The sequence below is a fragment of the Paracoccus salsus genome (genome assembly GCF_021556615.1).
Classification (GTDB): domain Bacteria; phylum Pseudomonadota; class Alphaproteobacteria; order Rhodobacterales; family Rhodobacteraceae; genus Paracoccus; species Paracoccus salsus.
Map to the genome: position 1 here is coordinate 133,810 of NZ_JAKGGD010000001.1, position 22,318 is coordinate 156,127.

At 66.7% G+C, this 22,318-nt stretch carries 21 protein-coding genes; 8 read left to right on the top strand and 13 right to left on the bottom strand.

Annotated features, from left to right (window positions below; translation table 11 throughout):
• Positions 1-151 precede the first annotated feature (151 nt).
• Positions 152-826 carry an HAD-IA family hydrolase gene (locus tag L1965_RS00675; protein WP_235754973.1) on the bottom strand — a complete coding sequence of 225 codons (675 nt, stop codon included), beginning with the start codon at positions 824-826 and terminating at the stop codon, positions 152-154.
• A gap of 139 nt (positions 827-965) precedes the next feature.
• Between L1965_RS00675 and glmU the strand changes: the two genes are divergently transcribed.
• A complete protein-coding gene (gene glmU / locus L1965_RS00680; protein WP_235754974.1) occupies positions 966-2,309 on the top strand; it encodes a bifunctional UDP-N-acetylglucosamine diphosphorylase/glucosamine-1-phosphate N-acetyltransferase GlmU in 1,344 nt (447 codons plus the stop codon).
• Positions 2,309-4,126: a glutamine--fructose-6-phosphate transaminase (isomerizing) gene (gene glmS, locus L1965_RS00685; RefSeq protein ID WP_235754485.1), complete on the top strand. Its 1,818-nt coding sequence runs from the start codon at positions 2,309-2,311 to the stop codon at positions 4,124-4,126. Before glmU ends, glmS begins: the two co-directional genes overlap by 1 nt.
• A 34-nt stretch (positions 4,127-4,160) precedes the next feature.
• Here the strand turns inward: glmS and L1965_RS00690 are convergent, their stop codons facing one another.
• The 4 genes from L1965_RS00690 to L1965_RS00705 form a co-directional block, all read right to left on the bottom strand.
• On the bottom strand, positions 4,161-4,751 hold the full coding sequence (locus L1965_RS00690) for a (d)CMP kinase (protein ID WP_235754486.1): 591 nt from the start codon (positions 4,749-4,751) through the stop codon (positions 4,161-4,163).
• Between the two features lie 194 nt (positions 4,752-4,945).
• A complete protein-coding gene (gene tsf / locus L1965_RS00695; protein WP_235754487.1) occupies positions 4,946-5,824 on the bottom strand; it encodes a translation elongation factor Ts in 879 nt (292 codons plus the stop codon).
• A gap of 92 nt (positions 5,825-5,916) precedes the next feature.
• Positions 5,917-6,714 (bottom strand): 30S ribosomal protein S2, encoded by a 798-nt coding sequence (gene rpsB / locus L1965_RS00700; protein WP_235754488.1) that lies wholly within the window; start codon positions 6,712-6,714, stop codon positions 5,917-5,919.
• Between the two features lie 165 nt (positions 6,715-6,879).
• A complete protein-coding gene (locus L1965_RS00705) occupies positions 6,880-8,430 on the bottom strand; it encodes a trimethylamine methyltransferase family protein (protein ID WP_235754489.1) in 1,551 nt (516 codons plus the stop codon).
• Between the two features lie 219 nt (positions 8,431-8,649).
• Between L1965_RS00705 and trhA the strand changes: the two genes are divergently transcribed.
• The 3 genes from trhA (at position 8,650) to L1965_RS00720 (ending at position 11,293) form a co-directional block, all read left to right on the top strand.
• The gene (gene trhA, locus L1965_RS00710) at positions 8,650-9,312 is read left to right on the top strand and encodes a PAQR family membrane homeostasis protein TrhA (protein WP_235754490.1); all 663 of its coding nucleotides are present in this window, start codon (positions 8,650-8,652) and stop codon (positions 9,310-9,312) included.
• Positions 9,313-9,444: 132 nt separating this feature from the next.
• On the top strand, positions 9,445-10,089 hold the full coding sequence (locus L1965_RS00715; protein ID WP_235754491.1) for a bifunctional 4-hydroxy-2-oxoglutarate aldolase/2-dehydro-3-deoxy-phosphogluconate aldolase: 645 nt from the start codon (positions 9,445-9,447) through the stop codon (positions 10,087-10,089).
• Positions 10,090-10,102: 13 nt separating this feature from the next.
• Positions 10,103-11,293, top strand: a complete 1,191-nt coding sequence (locus L1965_RS00720; RefSeq protein ID WP_235754492.1) for an MFS transporter — start codon at positions 10,103-10,105, stop codon at positions 11,291-11,293.
• Between the two features lie 9 nt (positions 11,294-11,302).
• On the opposite strand, the gene xseA is transcribed toward L1965_RS00720, so the two are convergent.
• Positions 11,303-12,859 carry an exodeoxyribonuclease VII large subunit gene (gene xseA / locus L1965_RS00725; RefSeq protein ID WP_235754493.1) on the bottom strand — a complete coding sequence of 519 codons (1,557 nt, stop codon included), beginning with the start codon at positions 12,857-12,859 and terminating at the stop codon, positions 11,303-11,305.
• A 62-nt stretch (positions 12,860-12,921) separates the two neighbouring features.
• On the opposite strand from xseA, the gene purD reads away from it, so the two are divergent.
• Entirely contained in the window at positions 12,922-14,178 is a 1,257-nt protein-coding gene (gene purD, locus L1965_RS00730; protein ID WP_235754494.1) for a phosphoribosylamine--glycine ligase, read from the top strand.
• A gap of 57 nt (positions 14,179-14,235) precedes the next feature.
• On the opposite strand, the gene L1965_RS00735 is transcribed toward purD, so the two are convergent.
• The gene (locus tag L1965_RS00735; RefSeq protein WP_235754495.1) at positions 14,236-15,255 is read right to left on the bottom strand and encodes a ribose-phosphate pyrophosphokinase; all 1,020 of its coding nucleotides are present in this window, start codon (positions 15,253-15,255) and stop codon (positions 14,236-14,238) included.
• A gap of 88 nt (positions 15,256-15,343) precedes the next feature.
• Between L1965_RS00735 and L1965_RS00740 the strand changes: the two genes are divergently transcribed.
• Both L1965_RS00740 and L1965_RS00745 read left to right on the top strand, forming a co-directional pair.
• A complete protein-coding gene (locus tag L1965_RS00740) occupies positions 15,344-15,943 on the top strand; it encodes a 2-hydroxychromene-2-carboxylate isomerase (protein WP_235754496.1) in 600 nt (199 codons plus the stop codon).
• Positions 15,940-16,716 carry an alpha/beta hydrolase gene (locus L1965_RS00745; protein ID WP_235754497.1) on the top strand — a complete coding sequence of 259 codons (777 nt, stop codon included), beginning with the start codon at positions 15,940-15,942 and terminating at the stop codon, positions 16,714-16,716. The genes L1965_RS00740 and L1965_RS00745 overlap by 4 nt, the downstream gene beginning before the upstream one ends.
• A 45-nt stretch (positions 16,717-16,761) precedes the next feature.
• On the opposite strand, the gene L1965_RS00750 is transcribed toward L1965_RS00745, so the two are convergent.
• From L1965_RS00750 to L1965_RS00775, 6 genes are all read right to left on the bottom strand, one after another.
• Entirely contained in the window at positions 16,762-17,109 is a 348-nt protein-coding gene (locus tag L1965_RS00750) for an H-type lectin domain-containing protein (RefSeq protein WP_235754498.1), read from the bottom strand.
• Between the two features lie 114 nt (positions 17,110-17,223).
• A complete protein-coding gene (locus tag L1965_RS00755) occupies positions 17,224-17,679 on the bottom strand; it encodes a F0F1 ATP synthase subunit epsilon (RefSeq protein ID WP_235754499.1) in 456 nt (151 codons plus the stop codon).
• Positions 17,680-17,689: 10 nt separating this feature from the next.
• Entirely contained in the window at positions 17,690-19,114 is a 1,425-nt protein-coding gene (gene atpD / locus L1965_RS00760; RefSeq protein WP_235754500.1) for a F0F1 ATP synthase subunit beta, read from the bottom strand.
• Positions 19,115-19,135: 21 nt separating this feature from the next.
• Complete coding sequence (locus L1965_RS00765) at positions 19,136-20,014, bottom strand: F0F1 ATP synthase subunit gamma (protein ID WP_235754501.1); 879 nt, start codon at positions 20,012-20,014, stop codon at positions 19,136-19,138.
• Positions 20,015-20,026: 12 nt separating this feature from the next.
• Complete coding sequence (gene atpA, locus L1965_RS00770) at positions 20,027-21,562, bottom strand: F0F1 ATP synthase subunit alpha (RefSeq protein ID WP_235754502.1); 1,536 nt, start codon at positions 21,560-21,562, stop codon at positions 20,027-20,029.
• Positions 21,562-22,128 (bottom strand): F0F1 ATP synthase subunit delta, encoded by a 567-nt coding sequence (locus tag L1965_RS00775; protein WP_235754503.1) that lies wholly within the window; start codon positions 22,126-22,128, stop codon positions 21,562-21,564. The genes atpA and L1965_RS00775 overlap by 1 nt, the downstream gene beginning before the upstream one ends.
• Between the last annotated feature and the right edge of the window lie 190 nt (positions 22,129-22,318).

A 22,318-nucleotide genomic window follows, 5' to 3' on the forward strand; every position in this document is an offset into this window, starting at 1 on the left:
CGCGACCGTTATGCAGGCGACGGCCTCACGCCCCCCGCGGCACGACTGTTATCCATGCCGGGTTAACGAATCCTTAACGGCCGGGCCACACGCGGCTTCTCGTTGCGAAAAGGTTCCGGGTCGGCGCCGCGCCCCGGCACGCCGGTCCACGTCATCGCAACCAGCGCCGGGCCAGATCGGGCAGTTCGTCGAAATGGCCGATCAGCGCGTCGGGCGCCAGCCGCGAGATCGCCTCGCCCTCGGGTCCGAACGCGACCAGCGCGACCTTGACGCCGGCCGCCGAAGCGGTGCGGCGGTCGGTTTCGGTATCCCCGAGCAGGAAGGATGCGGCCAGCTGGCCGCCCGCGGCCTCGACGGCGGCCTTGTAGGGCCGGGGGTCGGGCTTTCGCACCGGCAGCGTGTCGGCCCCCACCAGCGCCGCGAACAGATCGCGGATTCCCAGCTCGCGCAGCAGCGTCTCGGCCAGGGATTCAGGCTTGTTGGTGCAGACCGCCAGCCGGAACCCGTCCCCGGCAAGCCCGCGAAGCGCCGCGCCGACGCCCGGATACAGCGTTGTGTGGACGGCGATATTCTGTCCGTAATGGTCCAGAAGGCGCCGATAATCCTCGTCCTCGGCGCCTGGCGGCAACAGCGTGTCGGGGCCCATGCGGCCATAGCCCGCCCGCAGCATCGCGCGCCCGCCATGAAAGGCGATCAGCGAGTCCGCGACCGGGTCGAGCAGAAGCCCCAGACCCCGCGCCGCGAAACAGGCATTGGCGGCCGCGACCAGATCGCCCGAGGTATCGGCCAGCGTCCCGTCCAGGTCGAAGACCACCGTGCCTTGCATGTCTCTCGCCATCTGCCGCCCTTTCGCGTCACGATCCGTAAACAAAGGTGAACGCGCCGGACCCGACGGGGCCTTTCCAGCACGCCCCGCCCCGATTAGAACGCCGAACAAGGAAATTGAACAGGCGATGAGGGCAGTCATGACGGAAAACGCCGCAGCGGTCGTGATTCTGGCAGCCGGACAGGGCAGCCGGATGCAGTCGGACCTGCCCAAGGTGCTGCACCGGCTGGGGGGGGTGCCGCTGATCGGGCACGCCCTGGCCGCCGCGCGCAGTCTCGAGCCCGAGCAGGTCATCGTCGTGGCCGGTCATGGCGGCGATGCGGTCGCCGAGGCCGTCGCCCGGCTGGAGCCGGACGCGCGGATCGTGATGCAGGCTGAGCAGCTTGGTACCGGCCATGCCGTCCGCCAGACCCTGACCGAGCTGGAGGGCTTCGAGGGCAAGGTGATCGTGCTGTACGGCGACACGCCCTTCATCGGGCAGGATACGCTGGCCGCGCTGGCCAGCCATCCCGCCGATGTGGTGGTGCTGGGCTTCGAGGCCGAGGACCCGGGCCGCTATGGCCGGCTGATCGTGACCGATCGCGGGCTGGAACGCATCGTCGAGTTCAAGGACGCCGATCCCGCCACGCGCCGCATCGCGCTGTGCAATTCCGGGGTGATGGCGCTGGATGCGGCGCTGCTGCGGCAACTGATCGTGCGGGTCGACAACGAGAACGCGGCCGGCGAATACTATCTGACCGATCTGGTCGGGCTGGCCCGCGCCGAGGGCCGGCGCGCCGATGTCGTGACCTGCGACGAGGACGAGACGCTGGGGATCAACACCCGCGCCGAACTGGCCGCCGCCGAGGCTGCCTTCCAGGCCCGCGCGCGGTCCGAGGCGCTGTCGAACGGCGTCACCCTGTCGGACCCCGCGACCGTGTGGTTCGCGCTGGACACCTGTATCGGCCGCGATGCGATCATCGGCCAGAACGTCGTCTTCGGCCCCGGCGTCACCGTCGAATCCGGCGCCGAGATCCTGCCCTTCTGCCATCTCGAGGGCTGCCATGTCAGCGCCGGCGCGACCGTCGGGCCCTTCGCACGGCTGCGCCCGGGCGCCGAACTGGGCAGCTTCGTGCATGTCGGCAATTTCGTCGAGATCAAGAACTCGGTGCTGGACGAGGGCGTGAAGGTCGGCCACCTGACCTATCTCGGCGACGCCCGGGTCGGCGAGCACTGCAATATCGGCGCAGGGACGGTGACCTGCAACTATGACGGCGTTTCCAAGCACCGCACCGAGATCGGCGCACGCGCCTTCATCGGCAGCGACACGATGCTGGTCGCGCCGGTGCGTGTCGGCGCCGACGCGCTGACCGGATCGGGGACGGTCATCACCCAGGACGTGCCCGACGGGGCGCTGGCGGTGGGCCGCGCCCGACAGACCAACAAGCCCGGCCTGGCGATCCGCCTGATGGCCAGCCTGCGCGCCAGCAAGGTCAACAAATAATGTGCGGTATCATTGGCATACTCGGCAATCATGAGGTTTCGCCGCAACTGGTCGACGCGCTGAGGCGGCTGGAATACCGCGGCTATGACAGCGCCGGCGTGGCGACCGTGGACGATCGCGGGCGGCTGGACCGGCGGCGCGCGGTCGGCAAGCTGGTCAATCTGTCCGACCGGCTGGTCCACGAACCGCTTCGCGGTCACGCCGGGATCGGCCACACCCGTTGGGCGACCCACGGCGCGGCGACCGAGGCAAACGCCCATCCCCACCGCCATGGTCGGGTCGCGGTAGTCCATAACGGCATCATCGAGAATTTCCGCGAATTGCGCGACGAACTGATCGCGGCGGGCATCCGGCCCCAGTCCCAGACCGACACGGAAACCGTCGCCCTGCTGACCGGGCAGCACATGGACGCCGGCCTGCCCCCGGTCGAGGCCGCGCGCACCGCACTGGCGCGCCTGCAGGGGGCGTTCGCGCTGGCGTTCCTGTTCGAGGGCGAGACCGATCTGATGGTGGTCGCCCGCAAGGGCAGTCCGCTGGCGATCGGCCATGGCGACGGCGAGATGTTCGTGGGCTCGGACGCGGTTGCGCTGGCCCCCTTTACCGACCGGATCACCTATCTGGAGGATGGCGATCATGCGGTCCTGACGCGGGCCGGCGCGCTTATCTATGACCGGGACGGCCATCAGGTCGGCCGCCCGCAGAACCGCATCGACGTGGGCGCGACGGCCATCGACAAGGGCGGCTATCGCCACTTCATGGCCAAGGAGATCGCCGAGCAGCCGGTGGTGATCGGCGATGTGCTGAACCATTACATCAAGGGCGACCGGATCGTGCTGCCGGAGGGGCTGGACTTCACCTCGGTGGACCGCATCTCGCTGGTCGGCTGCGGCACCGCGCATCTGGCCGGCCATGTGGCGAAATACTGGTTCGAGCAGCTGGCCGGGCTGCCTTGCGACATCGATGTCGCGTCCGAGTTCCGCTATCGCGAGCCGCCGCTGTCGCCCGAAAGCTGGTTCATCGCCATCAGCCAGTCGGGCGAGACGGCGGATACGCTGGCCGCGCTGGACTATGCCAGGGCCCATGTCGCGCGGACCGTGGGGCTGGTGAATGTGGGAACCTCGGCCATTGCCCGCGACGCGGACATCGCGCTGCCGACGCTGGCGGGGATCGAGGTCAGCGTCGCCTCGTCCAAGGCCTTCACCTGCCAGTTGACGGTGCTGGCGATCCTGGCGCTGAAAGCCGCCCATGACCGCGGTCGCCTGGACGACGCGGCGCTGGCCGGCCATCTGGCCGATCTGCGCAGCATTCCCGGGCTGCTGCAACAGGCGCTCAACCTGTCGGAAGACTGCCGGGCGCTGTCGGAATGGCTGAGCCAGGCGCAGGATGTGCTGTATCTGGGCCGCGGAGCGCTGTTTCCGGTGGCCCTGGAAGGCGCGCTGAAACTGAAGGAACTCAGCTATATCCATGCGGAAGGTTATGCATCGGGTGAACTGAAGCACGGACCCATCGCGCTGATCGACCGGGACGTGCCGGTGATCGTGCTGGCGCCGCATGACGGCTTGTTCGACAAGACCATCTCGAACATGCAGGAGGTCATGGCGCGGCACGGGCAGATCCTGCTGCTGTCGGACCCCGAGGGCATCGCGTCAGGCAGCGACGGGGTGCATGCAACGCTGCGGATGCCCGCCGGCGGCGGATTGTTCCAGCCGATCCTGTACGCGATCCCGATGCAGTATCTGGCCTATCACACGGCCGTCGCAAAGGGCACCGACGTGGACCAGCCGCGAAATCTGGCGAAATCCGTCACGGTCGAATGACCCGAACCGGGCGACGGAGAGGCGCCGGCGCCGGTCAGCCGGCTTCGCGCGCACGCTCGACCGTCCCGATGGCGGTGGCGACCGCCTGATCGATCGCCATGTCGCTGGTGTCGATCACCACCGCGTCCGGCGCGGGCCGCAGCGGCGCGGTGGCGCGTTCGCTGTCGCGGCGGTCGCGGTCCTGCAATTCGGTCAGCATCCTGGCCGGATCGGCGCCCAGCTCGGCCGCGCGGCGGGCGGCGCGGACCCGGTCCGAGGCCACGACATACAGCTTGACCTGTGCGTCGGGGCAGATGACGGTGCCGATGTCGCGCCCGTCCAGCACCGCGCCCGGCTCCTGCGCCGCGAAGCGGTGCTGGAAATCCACCAGCGCCGCGCGCACCTCGGGAATGGCGGCGACCCGGCTGGCGGCCTGCCCGGCCTCGGCGCTGCGCAGATCGGGGCGTGCCAGGTCGTCGGCCGACAATGTGCGTGCCGCGATGACCGGATCGCCGCCCCTGACGCCGGTGGCGCGATAAAGCAGCCCGGTATCGAGATGATGAAAGCCGAAATGTCCGGCAAGCGCGCGGGCGATGGTGCCCTTGCCCGAGGCGGCGGGACCGTCGATGGCGATGATGAAGGGCATGGCGTGGAACCGGTTTCAGGTGCGGAAGCGTGACTGGCCCTCATTTGCACGTCACGGCCGGGAAGGTCCAGACACCGCGCGCGGCCTGACGGATCACGCCGCCGCGCAACGCAAAACGCCGGCCATCGGGGGCCGGCGTTTCGCGTGGCGGTCGTCACGGGCGCCGCGCGCATCGCGGCGCATGCGGCAGGGGATCAGGCGCCGCCCAGGGTCTTGGCGACCTCGGCTGCGAAATCCTCTTCCTTCTTCTCGATGCCTTCACCCACGGCGACGCGGGCAAAGCCGGTGATCGTCGCGCCCTGTTCCTGGGCCGCCTCGGCCACGGTGACGTCGGGATTGATGACGAATTTCTGCCCGGTCAGCGTGACTTCCTCGAAGAATTTCTTCATCCGGCCTTCGATCATCTTCTCGATCACGGCTTCGGGCTTGCCCGATTCCCGCGCCTGCTCGGTCAGAACCTGCTTTTCACGGTCGACCAGTGCCGGGTCGAGATCGCCCTGCCCCAGCGAGGCGGGCGAGGTCGCGGCGACATGCATCGCGATCTGGCGGCCGATATCCTCGTTGCCGCCTTCCATGCCGACCAGAACGCCGATCTTGCCCATGCCGTCGGCGGCCGCGTTGTGGACATAGGACACGACCAGGGGCGCCTCGACCTTGACCATCCGGCGCAGCGTCATGTTCTCGCCGATCTTGGCGATGGCATCGGTCAGGACCTCGGACACCGGCTTGCCGTTCACGGTCGCCGATTTCAGGGCCTCGACGCTGTCCACGTCGAGCGCCGCCTTGGCGATCGCACGGACCATGTTCTGGAATTCTTCGTTCTTGGCGACGAAATCGGTTTCCGAGTTCACCTCGACCGCCACGCCCTTGCCGTCCTTGACCGCAACGGCGACCAGGCCCTCGGCGGCGACGCGGCCGGATTTCTTCGCGGCCTTGGCAAGGCCCTTGGTCCGCAGCCAGTCCACGGCGGCGTCCATGTTGCCGTCGTTCTCGGTCAACGCCTTCTTGGCATCCATCATCCCTGCGCCGGTGGTTTCGCGCAGCTCTTTCACCATCGCGGCGGTGATAGCCATGATCCGTCTCCTTTGTTGAACACGTCAGGCGGGGCATATCCCCGCCTGACGACAGTTCCGTAAATCCGGGGTAAACTCCCGTCCGTGGCCGATCAGGCGTCGGCCGTGGACTGCTCGACCGCTTTCGCTTCGGCTTCGCTTTCGTCCAGCGTCTCTTCGACGTTTTCAGCCAGAGCACCGACATCGACGCCGGCGGCGCCCATCTGGGCGGTCATGCCGTCCAGGGCCGCGCGGCTGGCCAGGTCACAGTAAAGCGAGATGGCGCGAACGGCGTCATCGTTGCCCGGGATGATGTAATCGACGCCGTCTGGCGAACAGTTGGTGTCGACCACGGCGACGACCGGGATCCCCAGCTTCTTGGCTTCCAGGATCGCGAGGTCTTCCTTGTTGACGTCAACCACGAACAGCAGGTCGGGCAGACCGCCCATGTCGCGGATCCCGCCCAGGGAAGCCTGCAGCTTGGTCTGTTCCCGTTCCAGGCCCAGACGCTCTTTCTTGGTCATGCCCTCGGCACCGCCCGCCATCGTCTCGTCGATGGATTTCAGGCGGTTGATCGACTGGCTGACGGTCTTCCAGTTGGTCAGCGTGCCGCCCAGCCAGCGATGATTCATGAAGAACTGCGCCGAACGCTCGGCCGCGTCCGAGATCGGCTTCTGCGCCTGGCGCTTGGTGCCGACGAACAGCACCCGGCCGCCCTTGGCGACGGTGTCGCGCACGACCTGCAAAGCCGCGTCCAGCATCTGGACGGTCTGGGTCAGATCGACGATGTGGATGCCGTTGCGCTCGCCATAGATGAATTCCGCCATGCGCGGATTCCAGCGTTGCGTCTGGTGACCATAGTGAACGCCAGCTTCCAAAAGCTGACGCAGGGTAAATTCGGGAAGCGCCATATCCATGTCCTTTCCGGTTTGCGCCCTGGCAGGGGTCTTGAAGGCGAATGCCTCAACCGGTGGACCGTTGCAGGATGTCTCCCTGCGCGGCCCGCCCCTGCCTGTGAAGTGAGCGCGCAGTAGACCCTGCGCGCGCGGTTTGCAAGGGCTTTCGCGCCCGGCGGCCTACATGAACGCGTCGGGAACGGCGGCCTTCTTGCGCGCCACATGATCGGCCAGCGCCTCGGCGATGCCCGGATCGAGGTCCGGCGCCTGGTATTCGCCCAGCATCTTGCCGACCTTGGCCGCGGCCAGGGTGGCGGTATCGCGCGCGCCCTCTTCGTCCCAGGTCTCGAACGGCTTGTAGTCCAGCAAGCCGCTGCGCCAGAAGGCGTCCTTGTAGTTCGCCCGGGTGTGGTCGCAGCCAAGATAGTGGCCGCCCGGACCGACCTCGCGGATGGCGTCCATGGCCTGGCCGTTCTCGGACATGTCGATGCCCTTCGCCAGACTGTGCAGGATGCCAAGCTGGTCGGCGTCCATGATGTATTTCTCGTAGGACGACACCAGCCCGCCTTCCAGCCAGCCGCAGGAGTGCAGCATGAAGTTCACGCCCGAAAGAAGCCCGATATTCAGCGTGTTGGCGGTTTCATAGGCGGCCTGGGCGTCCGGCAGCTTGGACCCGCAGAACGACCCGGCGCTGCGATAGGGCAATCCCAGCCGACGCGCCAGCTGGCCCGCGCCAAGGGTGATCTGGGCGGCCTCGGGCGTGCCGAAGGTGGGGGCGCCGCTGTTCATGTCGATCGAGGTGACGAAGGCACCGAAGATCACCGGCGCGCCCGGACGGATCAGCTGCGAATAGGCGACGCCGGCCATCACCTCGGCCAGGACCTGGGTCAGCGTGCCGGCGACCGTGACCGGCGCCATCGCGCCGCCGACGATGAAGGGGCTGATGATGCAGGCCTGGCCGGCGCGGGCATAGACCTCGAGCGCGCCCATCATCACCGAATCGAAGGTCAACGGAGAGTTGATGTTGATGAGGCTGGTCATCACCGTGTTCTGATCGACGAAATCCGCGCCGAACAGGATCTTCGACATCTCGACCGAATCCGCCGCCCGCTCGGGCAGGGTGACCGATCCCATATAGGGCTTGTCCGACAGGGTCATATGCGCGTGCAGCATGTCCAGATGGCGCTTGTTCACCGCCACGTCGGTCGGTTCGCAAACCGTACCGCCGCTGTGGTGCAGCCATTTTGTCATCTGCCCCAGCTTCACGAAGTTGCGGAAATCCTCGATCGTGGCATAGCGACGCCCGCCGGCCTGATCGCGCACGAAGGGCGGGCCGTAGACCGGCGCCAGGACCAGGTTCCGGCCGCCGATCTCGACATTGCGTTCGGGATTGCGGGCGTGCTGGGTGAAGGTTCGGGGCGCAGTCGCGCAAAGCTTGCGTGCCAGCCCGCGCGGCAGGCGCACACGTTCGCCGTCAATCTCGGCGCCCGCGTCCCGCCACAATTCGAGGGCCGCGGGACTGTCGACGAAGTTCACGCCGACCTCGTGAAGAAGCGTCTCTGCGTTCGCCTCGATGATCTCGAGCGCCTCGGCGTTCAGGATCTCGAAGTCCGGGACGTTGCGGGTTATGTAGCGCGCAAACTCGATGCGGGTCGCGGTCCGTTCGGCCCGGCGCGCGACTCCGCCACCTCCTCTGCGTCCGCGGCGATCGGCAACGGTGTCCTCGGTCATCGCATGGTCTCCTGATCCCTGAGTTCATCCTGAATAGCGCGGCTGGCCGGGCCGCACCGCATGTTTGCGTCGGTCCCGCGCCGCAAAGCGACATCGTCGCCACGGAACGCGACCCGCATCCGGACCGGGCCGGGTTTGACCAAAAGAACGAATTGATCCGGACGGGCTTTGCCGCCATGATGGGGCCATGTGTTCTTCGGTTTCAGGGGTTAGGCGGCAATGACCAGCCATTTTCATTTCGGCAGGGACCGCGATTTCCACGAGTTGCTGGCGGACGGAATCGTCCACATCATCGGGGTCGTCCTGGCACTGATCGGCGTGACAGCGCTGATCTATCACGCGACCGCCCTGCACAATCCCGGCGCGCTGGCCGCCGCATCGATCTACGGGCTTGGGCTGATCGGCGCGCTTGTGGTTTCGTTCACCTACAACATGCTGCGACCCTCGCGCCTGAAATGGATCATGCGGCGACTGGATCACTCGGCCATATTCGTCCTGATCGCCGCGACCTACACGCCGTTCCTGCAGCCCGGAACCAAGGACCCGCTGATCTTCGGGCTGTTGCTGGCGATCTGGGCGATGGCAGGGTTTGGCGTGGTGCTGAAATGCGCCCTGCCCGGCCGCTATGACCGGCTTGCGATCGTGCTGTATCTGCTGATGGGGTGGAGCGGGCTTGTCGCGATCGGGCCGATCGCCCAGCTTCTGCCGCCGCTGTCCGTCATCCTGATCGTGGTTGGCGGGATCATCTATACCGCCGGGGTGGTCTTTCATGTGTGGGAGCGGCTGCGGTTCCAGAACGCGATCTGGCATGGGTTCGTGGTCGCGGCGGCAGCCGCGCATTACGCCGCCGTCCTGACCGCATTCCGGCAGGCGGCGATCTGAGCGAGACTGTTGCGCCCGCGCCGATAGCGATAACAAACACCACGCACTGACGGCGCGATGCGGCCAATCTGCTTGCATCGCCGCGAAGCTGGGGTCAGGTTGCGCGGGACATTCAGGACAGAGGCAACGGCCATGACGCCCCGGCAGCAATCACAGAAAACACGCGCCCTTTGCCAACTCGCCCCGGTGATCCCGGTGATCGTGATCCGCGACGCCGGAACGGCCGGGGACATGGCGCGCGCGCTGGTGGCGGGTGGGTTGCCGGTGCTCGAGGTGACGCTGCGCTCGGACGCGGCGCTGGACGCGATTCGCGCCATGGCCGATGTCGAGGGGGGACATGTCGGCGCCGGCACGGTGCTGACGCCTGACGATGCGCGGCGGGCCAAGGATGCGGGTGCGGCCTTCGCCGTCTCGCCCGGCCTGACCGACCGGCTGATCGCCGCCTGTGAGGAGCTTGCGTTGCCGCTGCTGCCCGGCGCCGTCACCGCCTCCGAGGTGATGCGCGCGGCGGATGCGGGTTTCGACATGCTGAAATTCTTTCCGGCCGAGGCGGCGGGCGGCGCAGCGGCGCTGAAATCGCTGGCCGGACCGCTGCCGAAGATCAGCTTCTGCCCCACGGGCGGCGTCTCTCCCGACAATGCGCGCAGCTATCTGTCGCTGCCCAATGTCGTGTGCGTGGGCGGCAGCTGGATCGTGACCGACGCCGATGTGTCGGCGGGGAACTGGCCCAATATCGAGGACCGTGCCCGGTCCGCCGCCGCGCTGCGCCAGGGCTGAAAGGGCCGCCGGCATGGACAGGGCGCATCGAAATGTCGCGGTGCTGGTCGCGGCGCAGGCCATCCTTGGCGCGCAGATGCCGGTCAACTTCATCATTGGCGGGCTTGCAGGCCAGATTCTGGCGCCCAATCCCTGTCTTGCGACGCTGCCGATCTCGATGATCGTTCTGGGCTCGGCCCTGACCGCGCGCCCTCTGGCGCGCTTCATGCAGAACCATGGCCGGCGCGCGGGATTCCTGCTGTCGGTCGCCGCCGGCGGCGCGGGGGCTGGCGTCTCGGCCGCGGGGCTGTGGCATGGATCTTTCCTGATGTTGATGCTGGGCTCTCTGCTGACCGGCATCTACATGTCGGCGCAGGGCTTCTACCGGTTCGCGGCGACCGATACCGCGTCAGAGGATTTCGCGCCGCGCGCAATCTCCTGGGTCATGGCGGGCGGGCTTGCCTCGGCGATCGTCGGCCCGGCGATCGTGCGGGCCACGGATGACCTGACCGCGGTGCCGTTCATGGCCACCTATGTGGCCCTGATCGGGCTGAACCTGACCGGGCCGCTGCTGTTCGCCTTTCTCGACATCCCAAAGCCGCCCCGCCCCGACGCCGGCGCCAGCGCCGGCAGGCCCATGGCCGAGTTGCTGCGCACACCCCGGATCGCCGTCGCGATGATCTGCGGCATGGTGTCCTATGCGCTGATGAACCTGGTGATGACCTCGACGCCACTGGCCGTCGTCGGCTGCGGCTTCGCGCCGTCGAATGCCGCAGATATCGTCAGTGCGCATGTGCTGGCGATGTTCGCGCCCAGCTTCTTCACCGGCGCGCTGATCGCGCGGTTCGGGGCCGAGCGGATCGTCGGGCTGGGGCTGGTTATTCTGGCCTGCGCCGGCGCGGTCGCCCTTTCGGGGGTCGAGCTGACGCATTTCTTCGGCGCACTGGTCCTGCTTGGGATCGGCTGGAATTTCGGCTATATCGGCGCGACCACGATGCTGACGCTTGCGCATCGCCCCGAAGAGCGCGGCCGCGTGCAGGGTGTCAACGACCTGTTCGTGTTTGGCGGCGTGTTCCTGGCCTCGCTGTCGTCGGGCGGCCTGATGAACTGCATGGGCGGATCGGTTCAGGCGGGCTGGAACGCCGTCAACCTGGCGATGCTGCCGTTTCTGGTGCTCGCCGGCGCGGCGCTGATCTGGCTGGTGATGCGTCCGAAAGAAGCCTGAGCCACGCGCCTAGAACAGCGTCTTCTGTTCGGGCGGCTTGCGTTTGCGCGCGGGTCTGGGCGGGCTGGTCTCGGGCAGTGCCGCCATGCGCCCATCGGAGAATTCGATCTCGAACCGCGGCGCGCTGCGCGCCTGGGCGGCGCTGGTCAGCAGCCCGTCGGCGCCGTGAACGACGGCAAAGCCGCGCTTCAGCGTCTCGCCATAACCCAGTGTCTGGCGCGTGCGATCCAGCCTGTGCAGCGCCTCGCGGCGCCGCGTTGTCATGCGGGGTCCGGCATTGGCCAGCCGCAGCGAGGCCTGCTGCAACCGGTCCCGCTGTTCTGCCAGCGCCTTGCGCGAGGTGCCAGCCGCCCGCGAAAGCGAGGCGTCCAGCCGTTCCTGCAAGGCGGCCAGTCGATCGCGCCGGCGATCCAGCCTGCGTTCATGGACACTGCCAAGACGCAGCGTCGCCCGTTCCAGCCCGTGACGCTTGGCGGCCATGAACTGGCGCAGCGTGGCGGCGGGCATCGGTCGCGAGGCAAGGTGCTGCCGGCGGGCGCGCACCAGGCCTTGCAGCCCCGGCTCCAGCCGCGCGCCCCAGACGTCCAGCCTCTGGCGCGCGCCCTCGGTCAGCGCGGTCGGGCGACCCATCGCCCGGCCCAGATCGTGCAGGCGCTGGCGCGGCCGGTCGATGCGCTGCGCGCTGGCGCGGGTCATGCGCGCACCGGCCTCGGCCAGCCGCGCGGCCAGTTCGGCGCGCACCGGCACAGCGATTTCTGCGGCGGCGGTCGGCGTGGGCGCCCGCATGTCGGCGGCGAAATCGATCAGCGTCGTGTCGGTTTCGTGGCCGACCGCCGAGATCAGCGGAATAACGCTTTCCGCAGCGGCCCGGACCACTTCTTCCTCGTTGAACCCCCACAGATCCTCGAGGCTGCCGCCACCGCGCGCCACGATGATCAGATCCGGCCGGGGCAGCAGGCCGCCCTCGGCCAGGTCGTTGAAGCCCCGGATCGCGGCCGCAACCTGCGGCGCGCAGGCCTGGCCCTGCACCGCGACGGGCCAGATCAGCACATGGGTCGGAAAGCGGTCGCGCAGCCTGTGCAGGATGTCGCGGATGACCGCGCCCGAAGGCGAGGTGACGACCCCGATCACCCGGGGCAGGAAGGGCAGCGGGCGCTTGCGATCCTGATCGAACAGGCCTTCGGCGGCCAGCGCCTTGCGGCGCTTTTCCAGCATCGCCATCAGCGCGCCGGCCCCGGCGGGCTCGATCTGGTCGACGATCAGCTGGTATTTCGACTGGCCCGGAAAAGTCGTCATCCGGCCGGTCGCGACGACCTCCATCCCCTCTTCGGGGCGTTGCGCCAATCGCGCGGCCTGGCCCTTCCAGGTCACCGCCGCCAGCACCGACCGATCGTCCTTCAGGTCGAAATACAGATGACCCGAGGATGGACGCGACACCCGCCCCACTTCACCGCGCACCCGGACGCGGCCGAACTGGTCCTCGATGCTGCGCTTGACCGCGCCCGACAGTTCGGAAACCGTGAATTCATGGGCGTTGCTGCCCGGCTCGTCTTCCAGAAGATCCATGCGGCTTGTTCCCTTTCGCGGGCCAGACTAGAACGCCGGCAAGTCAAGCGAAAGGGCGGCCGATGAACATCCTGATCCTGGGCGGCGGGGGACGCGAACATGCGCTGGCATGGGCGATCCGCCAGAACCCGAAATGCGACCGACTGATCGTTGCCCCAGGGAATGCCGGCGTTGCCGATATCGCACGCGGGGCCGCGATCGACATCTGCTCACGCAGCGACGTCATCGACTTTGCCGAGGAAAACGCCATCGACTTCGTCGTGATCGGACCCGAGGCCCCGCTTGCGGCAGGTGTGTCCGACGCGCTGCGCCAGGCGGGATTTCTGGTGTTCGGACCATCGCAGGCTGCCGCTCAGCTGGAGGCCTCGAAAAGCTTCACCAAGGAAATCTGCGATGCCTGCCGCGCCCCCACCGCCGCCTGGGCCCGGTTCGCGGACGCCGCCGCCGCGCGTGCCCACGTGACCAAGCACGGCGCGCCGATCGTCATCAAGGCCGACGGGCTGGCGGCGGGCAAGGGCGTCACCGTCGCGGAAACGGTCGCGCAGGCCCATGCGGCCATCGACCTGATCTTCGAGGGCGAATTCGGCGACACCTCGGTCGTGATCGAAGAGTTCATGCAGGGCGAGGAAGCCAGCTTCTTCGTGCTGTGCGACGGCACCGACTGCCTGCCCATAGGGACCGCGCAGGACCACAAGCGCGTCGGCGAAGGCGACACCGGGCCGAATACCGGCGGCATGGGCGCCTACAGCCCCGCTCCGGTGCTGACAGCCGAACTGCAAGAGCAGGTCATGGCCCGCATCATCCGTCCAACGGTCGCCGAAATGGCCAGGAAAGACATGCCGTTCCAGGGGGTTCTTTATGCTGGGCTGATGATCGCGGACGGGCAGGCCAGGCTGGTGGAATACAATGTCCGCTTTGGCGATCCGGAATGTCAGGTGCTGATGATGCGGCTTGGCGCGCAGGTGCTTGACCTGCTGCTGGCCTGCGCCGAAGAACGGCTTTCCGAGATCGAGGCAAGCTGGGCGGACGACCATGCGCTCGGCGTCGTCATGGCCGCCCGGGGCTATCCCGGGGACTACGAAAAAGGAAGCCGCATCAATGGCTTGTCTGCCATATCCGAAAGCGGCTTCGAGATGGTGTTCCACGCCGGCACGGCCGAGCGCGATGGCCAGATCATCGCCAGTGGCGGACGGGTCCTGACCTGCACCGGCCGCGGCGCGACCCTCGCCGAGGCCCATGACCGCGCCTATGCGCTGGTCGACCGGATCGACTGGCCCGAAGGCTTCTGCCGCCGCGACATCGGCTGGCGCGCCTTGTGACCCGAGGCCGGGCAGGCTCCACATGCCGGTCGTGGGCTTTGCCGGATACAACCGCGTTCAGGCAGAGGTATAAAGCCCCTCATAGATCGGCAGCAGGGTGTCGGTCTCGAACAGGCTGCTGACCGACGTGCCGTTCCAGATGTTCAGGATTGCCTGGGTGAACATCGGCGCCGTCGGGACGATGCGGATGTTCGGCGCGGCTTTCACCGCCTCGGTCGGCTGGATCGAGTCGGTGATGACCAGCGATTTCATCACCGACTTGCTGACCCGCTCGACCGCCGGGCCCGACAGTACGCCGTGGGTGATATAGGCATGCACTTCCTTCGCGCCCTGATCGATCAGCAATTGCGCGGCCTTCACCAGAGTGCCGGCCGTGTCGCAGATGTCGTCCACGATGATGCAGACCTTGTCGGCGACCTCGCCGATCACGGTCATTTCGGCGATCTCGCCGGCCTTCTCGCGGCGCTTGTCCACGATCGACAGCGGGGCGCCGATCCGCGCGGCCAGCTCGCGCGCACGGGCCACGCCGCCGACATCGGGCGAGACGACCATCAGATCGTCCATGCGCCCCCTGAAGTGGTGCTGCGCGTCGAGGGCAAAGACCGGCGCGGCATAAAGATTGTCCACCGGAATGTCGAAGAAGCCCTGGATCTGCACGGCGTGCAGATCCATCGTCAGCACCCGGTCCACACCGGCCTGGGTCAGAAGATTCGCAACCAGCTTGGCGCTGATCGGCGTGCGGGCCTTCGCGCGGCGATCCTGCCGGGCATAGCCGAAATAGGGGATCACCGCAGTGATCCGGGCAGCCGACGACCGCTTCAGCGCGTCGGTCATGATCAGCAATTCCATCAGGTTGTCGTTTGCCGGGTTCGATGTCGGCTGGATGATGTACATGTCTTCGCCGCGGACATTCTCGAACACCTCGACAAAGATCTCCTGGTCGTTGAACCGCTCGACCCGGGCATCGCAAAGGCTCACATTCATGCCGCGATGCATCGACATGCGCCGGGCGATCGCCGCCGCAAGCGGCTGGTTGGCGTTTCCGGAAATGAGCTTGGGTTCGGTCATGACGGGCATGGGGGGCTGGCCTTTGGCGAGGATTCGTCAGATTGCAGACGCCTTAGCACCGCGCTAGCCTGCGGGCAAACCGGGAAGGACCGTCTTTATGGCCAGTATCGACTATTATCTTGGGACCATCAGCCCGTATTGCTATCTGGCGGGCGACCGGCTGGAACAGATCGCCCGGAAACACGGCGCAACCGTCACCTACAAGCCGGTGGACCTGCTTCAGCTTTTCGACCGGACGGGGGGCATCCGGCCAGCGGACCGCCATCCCAGCCGGATGGAATACCGGGCGCAGGAACTGGTCCGCTGGTCCGAATTCCTGGACATGCCGTTCAACCTGAAGCCCGCACACTGGCCGGTCAACATGGCACCGTCGTCCTATGCCGTGATCGCCGCGCAGCAGGCCGGGGGCGGCGATCCGGGCGGGCTTGTCCACGGATTCACCCGCGCGGTCTGGGCCGAACAGCGCGACATCAGCGACAATGACGTGATCCGCGACATCCTGGGCGACCACGGCTTTGATCCGGACCTTGCCGACAGGGGCTTGTTCGTGGGGGCCGAAACCTATGGCCGCAACCTGGAACAGGCTGTCGAGGCCGGTGCCTTCGGCGCGCCCTTCTATGTCGTGCGCGAAACCGGGCAGCGCTTCTGGGGACAGGATCGGCTGGCGTTTCTGGACCGTCACCTGGCAAGCCTGTGAGCGGCATCTTCGAGCGCCGCTGGCCGGGCGACCCCGCGCGCCCGGCCCTTGCCCTGCACTGCATGCTGGCCAGCGGCAGCTATTGGGGCCCGATCGCGCAGCGCCTTGGCGGGCGCATCGACCTGCGCGGCTTCGACATGCCCGGACACGGACGCAGCGACGCCTGGACGCCGGGCCCCGAGGATCCGGACTATCACACCGCGGTCACACGGATCGCTGCCAGTTTCATCAGCCGCCCGCTGGACCTGATCGGGCACAGCATGGGTGCAACGGTGGCGCTGCGGATTGCGGTCGCCGCGCCCGAAGCGGTCCGCAGCCTGACACTGATAGAGCCGGTGCTGTTCGCCGCAGCGGGCGATTCCGAACAGGCCCGGCGGGATCAGCGGATGAACGACCTGCTGGCCGAGGGTCGCACCGAAGAGGCCACGCGCGCCTTCCTGGCCCAGTGGGGCGCGCAGGGCCTTGACGAGTTGCCCGCAGTCATGCGGCAAGAGATGCAGGACAGGATCGCGCTGGTGTCCGCGACCGGACCGACCCTGTCCGACGATCGCGCACGGATCCTGCGCCCCGGCGGGCTTGAGGCGATCGCCGCGCCGGTGCTGCTGATCTCGGGGACGGACTCGCCCTCGGTCATCCATGCCATTGCCGACCAGCTGGCTTCACGGCTGCCGGATGTGGGGCGGGCAAATGTGCCGGATGCCGGGCACATGCTGCCGCTCACCCATCCCGACAAGGTCGCGGGGCTGATCTCGGTCAACCTGGACCGCGCCTGAGCGTTGCCGTCAGGCCGGGGGCGCGGCGGTTCGATTTGCGGATCGTCACAGCGCGAAATCGTCGTCGTGGCACACCGCGCCGATTGCCAGCCATTCAGCCCTGATCCGCGCCACCCTGGTATCGCCCCAGGTGCGGAACACGATCTCGAACCCGTCCTCGGTCACCTTGTCGACCGAGATGTCGGCGCGCTGGTTACTATTGCCGTCGATGTCCCACATGCCGATCGCGACCTGAACAACGGGCGGAAGCAGAAAGGCAGAGGGAAACGAGACGCGCTTGCGTTCGACACGCGGCCCGTCGCCCGACCACATCGGCCCGTTATCCTCGAACGCCGAGAAAAGCATCGCGGCTCCCCGCGCGACGCCCACGGCGCTGTGGCTGATACGCTGCATTCCGGTCCTCCTGCTCCATCGACATTACAATGGGCTGGCGAACAAGAGAAAGCCCCGGCATGGATGCCGGGGCCTGCCTATAAGGTCAGTTTTTAGTAAGATTTACGGGCGTGATCAGTCGGGCGCGCTCGCCTGGTTCGGGTCCAGACCGATATGCGTGCCCAGGGCCTCCATGTCGGCCAGCAGCTTGACGGCGGCGGTCACGAAATCTTCGCCGGCCGAACTCTTCTCGGCCTTTGCCAGCGCGGCTTTCTTCTTGCGCTGCGCCTCTGTCATCATCTCGTTGAAGATCTCTTGGGTGATCTCTTGCCGGGGATGTCCGCGTTCGGCCAGAAGGCTGACGGACTCGCCGTTGATCTCGGCGAAACCGCCGGTCACCGCGAAATCCGACTGCGTTCCCTCGCCCGAGACGACAGTCACCAGACCGGGCCTCAGCGAGACGATCGTGGGCGCGTGGCCGGGCATGGCGGTCAGATCGCCATCGCTGCCCGGAAGGCGCACCTCGCGCACCGGAACAGAGACGAGTCTCCGTTCCGGCGAGACGAGGTCGAACTGCATGGTATCGGCCATCTTGCCCCCTTTACGCGGCTTCGGCGGCGAGACGCTCGGCTTTCGCCTTCACGTCGTCGATGTCGCCAACCATGTAGAAGGCGCCTTCCGGCAGGTGGTCGAATTCACCGGCCACGACCGCCTTGAACGACGCGATGGTCTTTTCCAGCGGCACCTGAACGCCGTCCGAACCGGTGAACACCTTCGCCACGTCGAAGGGCTGGGACAGGAAGCGCTGGATCTTGCGGGCCCGAGTCACGGTCAGCTTGTCCTCTTCGGACAGTTCGTCCATGCCCAGAATGGCAATGATGTCCTGCAGCGACTTGTATTTCTGCAGGATGCCCTGCACGTCGCGGGCCACCTGATAATGCTCTTCGCCGACAACCGCCGGATCGAGAATACGCGAGTTCGAGTCCAGCGGGTCCACGGCCGGGTAGATGCCCAGTTCCGAGATCGCGCGCGACAGAACGGTCGTCGCGTCGAGGTGGGCAAAGGTCGTGGCAGGCGCCGGGTCGGTCAGGTCGTCGGCCGGAACATAGACGGCCTGGATCGAGGTGATCGAGCCGTTCTTGGTCGAGGTGATCCGTTCCTGCATCGCGCCCATGTCGGTGGCCAGCGTCGGCTGATAACCCACGGCGGAAGGGATGCGGCCCAGCAGCGCCGACACCTCGGAGCCCGCCTGGGTAAAGCGGAAGATGTTGTCCACGAAGAACAGAACGTCGCTGCCGGTCGAGTCGCGGAACTGTTCCGCCACGGTCAGGCCGGTCAGCGCGACGCGCATGCGGGCGCCCGGAGGCTCGTTCATCTGGCCATAGACCAGCGCCACCTGCGATTCCTTCAGATTGTCCGGCTTGATGACGCCGGATTCGACCATCTCGTGGTAGAGGTCGTTGCCCTCGCGGGTCCGCTCGCCGACGCCTGCGAACACCGAATAGCCCGAGTGCACCTTGGCGATGTTGTTGATCAACTCCATGATCAGAACGGTCTTGCCGACGCCTGCGCCGCCGAACAGGCCGATCTTTCCACCCTTGGAGTAAGGCGCCAGCAGGTCGATGACCTTGATGCCGGTCACGAGGATTTCCGAGCTGGTCGCCTGCGCGGCGAAGTCGGGCGCGGGCTGGTGGATGGCGCGGGTTTCCGTGGCCTCGATCGGGCTGCCTTCGTCGACGGGTTCGCCGACAACGTTGATGATCCGACCCAGCGTCACCTCGCCGACCGGCACCATGATCGGGCCGCCGGTGTCGGTCACCGGCTCGCCGCGGACCAGACCCTCGGTCGCGTCCATGGCGATGGTCCGGACGGTGTTCTCGCCCAGGTGCTGCGCCACTTCCAGCACCAGCTTCTTGCCATTGTTGCTTGTTATCAGCGCGTTCAGGATCGACGGCAGGTCATCTTCAAACTGCACGTCAACGACGGCGCCGATCACCTGCGTGATTTTGCCCTTGGCCTCTGCCATGTTGTCACCTCTGCGTTACGGTCAGAGCGCCTCGGCGCCCGAAATGATTTCGATGAGTTCCTTGGTGATCGCGGCCTGACGCGAGCGGTTGTACTCGGTCGTCAGACGATCGATCATGTCGCCTGCGTTGCGCGTGGCGTTGTCCATGGCCGTCATCCGCGCGCCCTGTTCGGACGCCGCATTTTCCAGAAGCGCCGCGAAGATCTGCGTCGCGACCGAGCGCGGCAGAAGCTCTGCCAGAATGGCGTCCTCGCCCGGCTCGTAATCATACGCGAACGAAGCACCGCCCGCGTCTGCGTCCTCGGGCACTTCCGCCGGGATGATCTGGCGGGCGGTCGGCACCTGGCTGATCACCGACTCGAACCGGCTGTAGAAGATCGTGGCGACGTCGAAATCGCCCGATTCGAACCGGTCCAGCACGTCATCCGAGATCGTGCGGGCATTTTCATAGCCCACGCGCTTCACGTCGGACAGATCGACATGGTTCACGAACTGCTTGGCGTATTCGCGCTTCAGCTGCTCGCGGCCCTTCTTGCCGACGGTCAGGATGGCGACCTGCTTGCCGTCGCCGCGCAGCCTCTCGGCATGTTGCCGGGCAAGCTTGACGATCGCGCTGTTGAAGCCGCCTGCCAGGCCGCGTTCCGAGGTCATCACGACAAGCAGGTGCCGCTTGTCCGAGCCGGTGCCCGACAGCAGCCGCGGTGCGGTATCCGAGCCCGCGGAATTTGCGGTCAGCCCGGCCATCACCGCGGCCATGCGATCGGCATAGGGTCGCGCGGCCTCCGCCGCCTCTTGCGCGCGGCGCAGCTTGGCGGCGGCGACCATCTGCATCGCCTTCGTGATCTTCCGCGTGTTCTTGACGCTTCCGATCCGGTTCTTGAGATCCTTGAGACTGGGCATCTATTCCCCCTCTCAGGCGCGAGTGCTGTTGTATTCGTCCAGCGCCGCCTTGATCGCGTCTTCCAGATCACCGGCGACCTTGCGGTCGTTGCGGGTGATGTCGTCGAGCAACTCCGACTTCTGGTTGCGCAGGAACTGCAGCAGGCCCTGTTCCCAGGCCACGACTTCGCGCGTCGGCACCTTGTCGATATAGCCCTTGGTGCCCGCATAGATCACGATCACGATCTCGGCGTTGGTCAGCGGCGCGTATTGCGGCTGCTTCATCAGCTCGGTCAGTCGCGCGCCACGGTTCAGAAGGCGCTGGGTGGCCGCGTCAAGGTCCGAACCGAACTGTGCGAAGGCCGCCATCTCGCGATACTGCGCCAGCTCCAGCTTGACCGGACCGGCGACGGATTTCATCGCCTTGGTCTGGGCGGCCGAGCCCACGCGGCTGACCGACAGGCCGGTGTTCACGGCAGGGCGGACGCCCTGGAAGAACAGGTCGGTTTCCAGGAAGATCTGGCCATCGGTGATCGAGATCACGTTGGTCGGAATATAGGCAGACACGTCGCCCGCCTGCGTCTCGATGATCGGCAGCGCCGTCAGCGAGCCGCCGCCATTGTCTTCATTCAGCTTGGCCGAACGCTCGAGCAGGCGCGAGTGCAGGTAGAACACGTCGCCCGGATAGGCTTCGCGGCCGGGCGGACGGCGCAGCAGCAGCGACATCTGCCGATACGCGACGGCCTGCTTGGACAGGTCGTCATAGATGATCAGCGCGTCCATGCCGTTGTCGCGGAAATACTCGCCCATCGCGGTCGCCGAATAGGGCGCCAGGAACTGCATCGGCGCAGGGTCCGAAGCGGTCGCGGCGACGACGGTGGTGTAGGCCATCGCGCCGGTTTCTTCCAGTTTCTTCACCAGCTGCGCAACGGTCGAACGCTTCTGGCCGACGGCGACATAGACGCAGTGCAGCGTCTTCATGCCGTCGCCTTCGCGGCCGTTGTAGTTCAACTGGTTCAGGATCGTGTCCAGCGCGATCGCGGTCTTGCCGGTCTGGCGGTCACCGATGATCAGTTCGCGCTGTCCGCGGCCGACGGGAATCATCGCGTCCACGGCCTTGAGGCCGGTCGCCATCGGCTCGTGCACGGATTTGCGCGGCATGATGCCGGGCGCCTTGACATCCGCCACACGGCGTTCCTCGGCCTCGATCGGGCCCTTTCCGTCGATCGGGTTGCCCAGTCCGTCCACGACCCGACCCAGCAGCGCCTTGCCGACCGGAACGTCCACGATCGAGCGGGTGCGCTTGACGGTGTCGCCTTCCTTGATCTCGCGGTCATCGCCGAAGATCACGACGCCGACATTGTCGGTCTCGAGGTTCAGAACCATACCCCGGACGCCGCCCGGAAATTCCACCATCTCGCCGGCCTGAACCTTGTCGAGGCCGTAGATGCGCGCGATGCCGTCACCGACGGACAGCACCTGGCCAACCTCGGCCACCTCGGCCTCCTGACCGAAATTCTTGATCTGATCCTTGAGGATGGCCGAAATCTCGGCTGCCTGGATTCCCATTATCCGACCTCTTTCATAGCATTCTGGAGGGAGGCGAGCTTCGAGCGGACCGACGAGTCGATCATCTGCGAGCCCAGCTTGACAATCATGCCGCCGATGAGACCCTCATCGACGCGTGTGTTCAGTTTGACCTTCTTGCCGGACTTGTCGGCCAGCGTGCTGGTCAGGCGCTGCTGCTGTTCATCGGTCAACGCGATGGCGCTGGTGACCTCGGCGGTCACCTCGCCGCGCTCGTCGGCGATCCGCGCCTGCAATTGACGAACCAGTTGAGGCAGCACGAAAAGACGGCGGTTCGAGGCCATGAGCTTCAGCGTGTTCGCCAGCGTCGCGGACAGCCCCATCTTCTCGGCCAGCGCGGAAATGGCACGGGACTGCTGGTCGCGCGAATACAGCGGCGAGGCCAGCAGGCTGCGAAGTTCGGCGCTGTCGTGCAGCGCCGCGTCAAGATCGGCGGTCTGCTGGGCCAGCGCGTCCACCCCCCCGTCTTCCTTCACGATATCGAAGACTGCCTGCGCATAGCGTCCGGCGATGCTCTGGGACATGGAGACCGAGTTTGCCACGTTCATCCTTTACGGTTTGCGCAAACCCCGCCGGCGGGCCGGACATCCGTCAGGTCAGTCGCGGGGTGCGGGTCGCGGTCGCACGGCTTTTGGAGGGCCGTCCTGAAATCTGCGGCGTCTCTAGCAGGTGATTTCACGGGCGGCAACAGGCAAGCACACGTAAACGAGAGGAATTGCGCCCCCGCATCACGCCCGC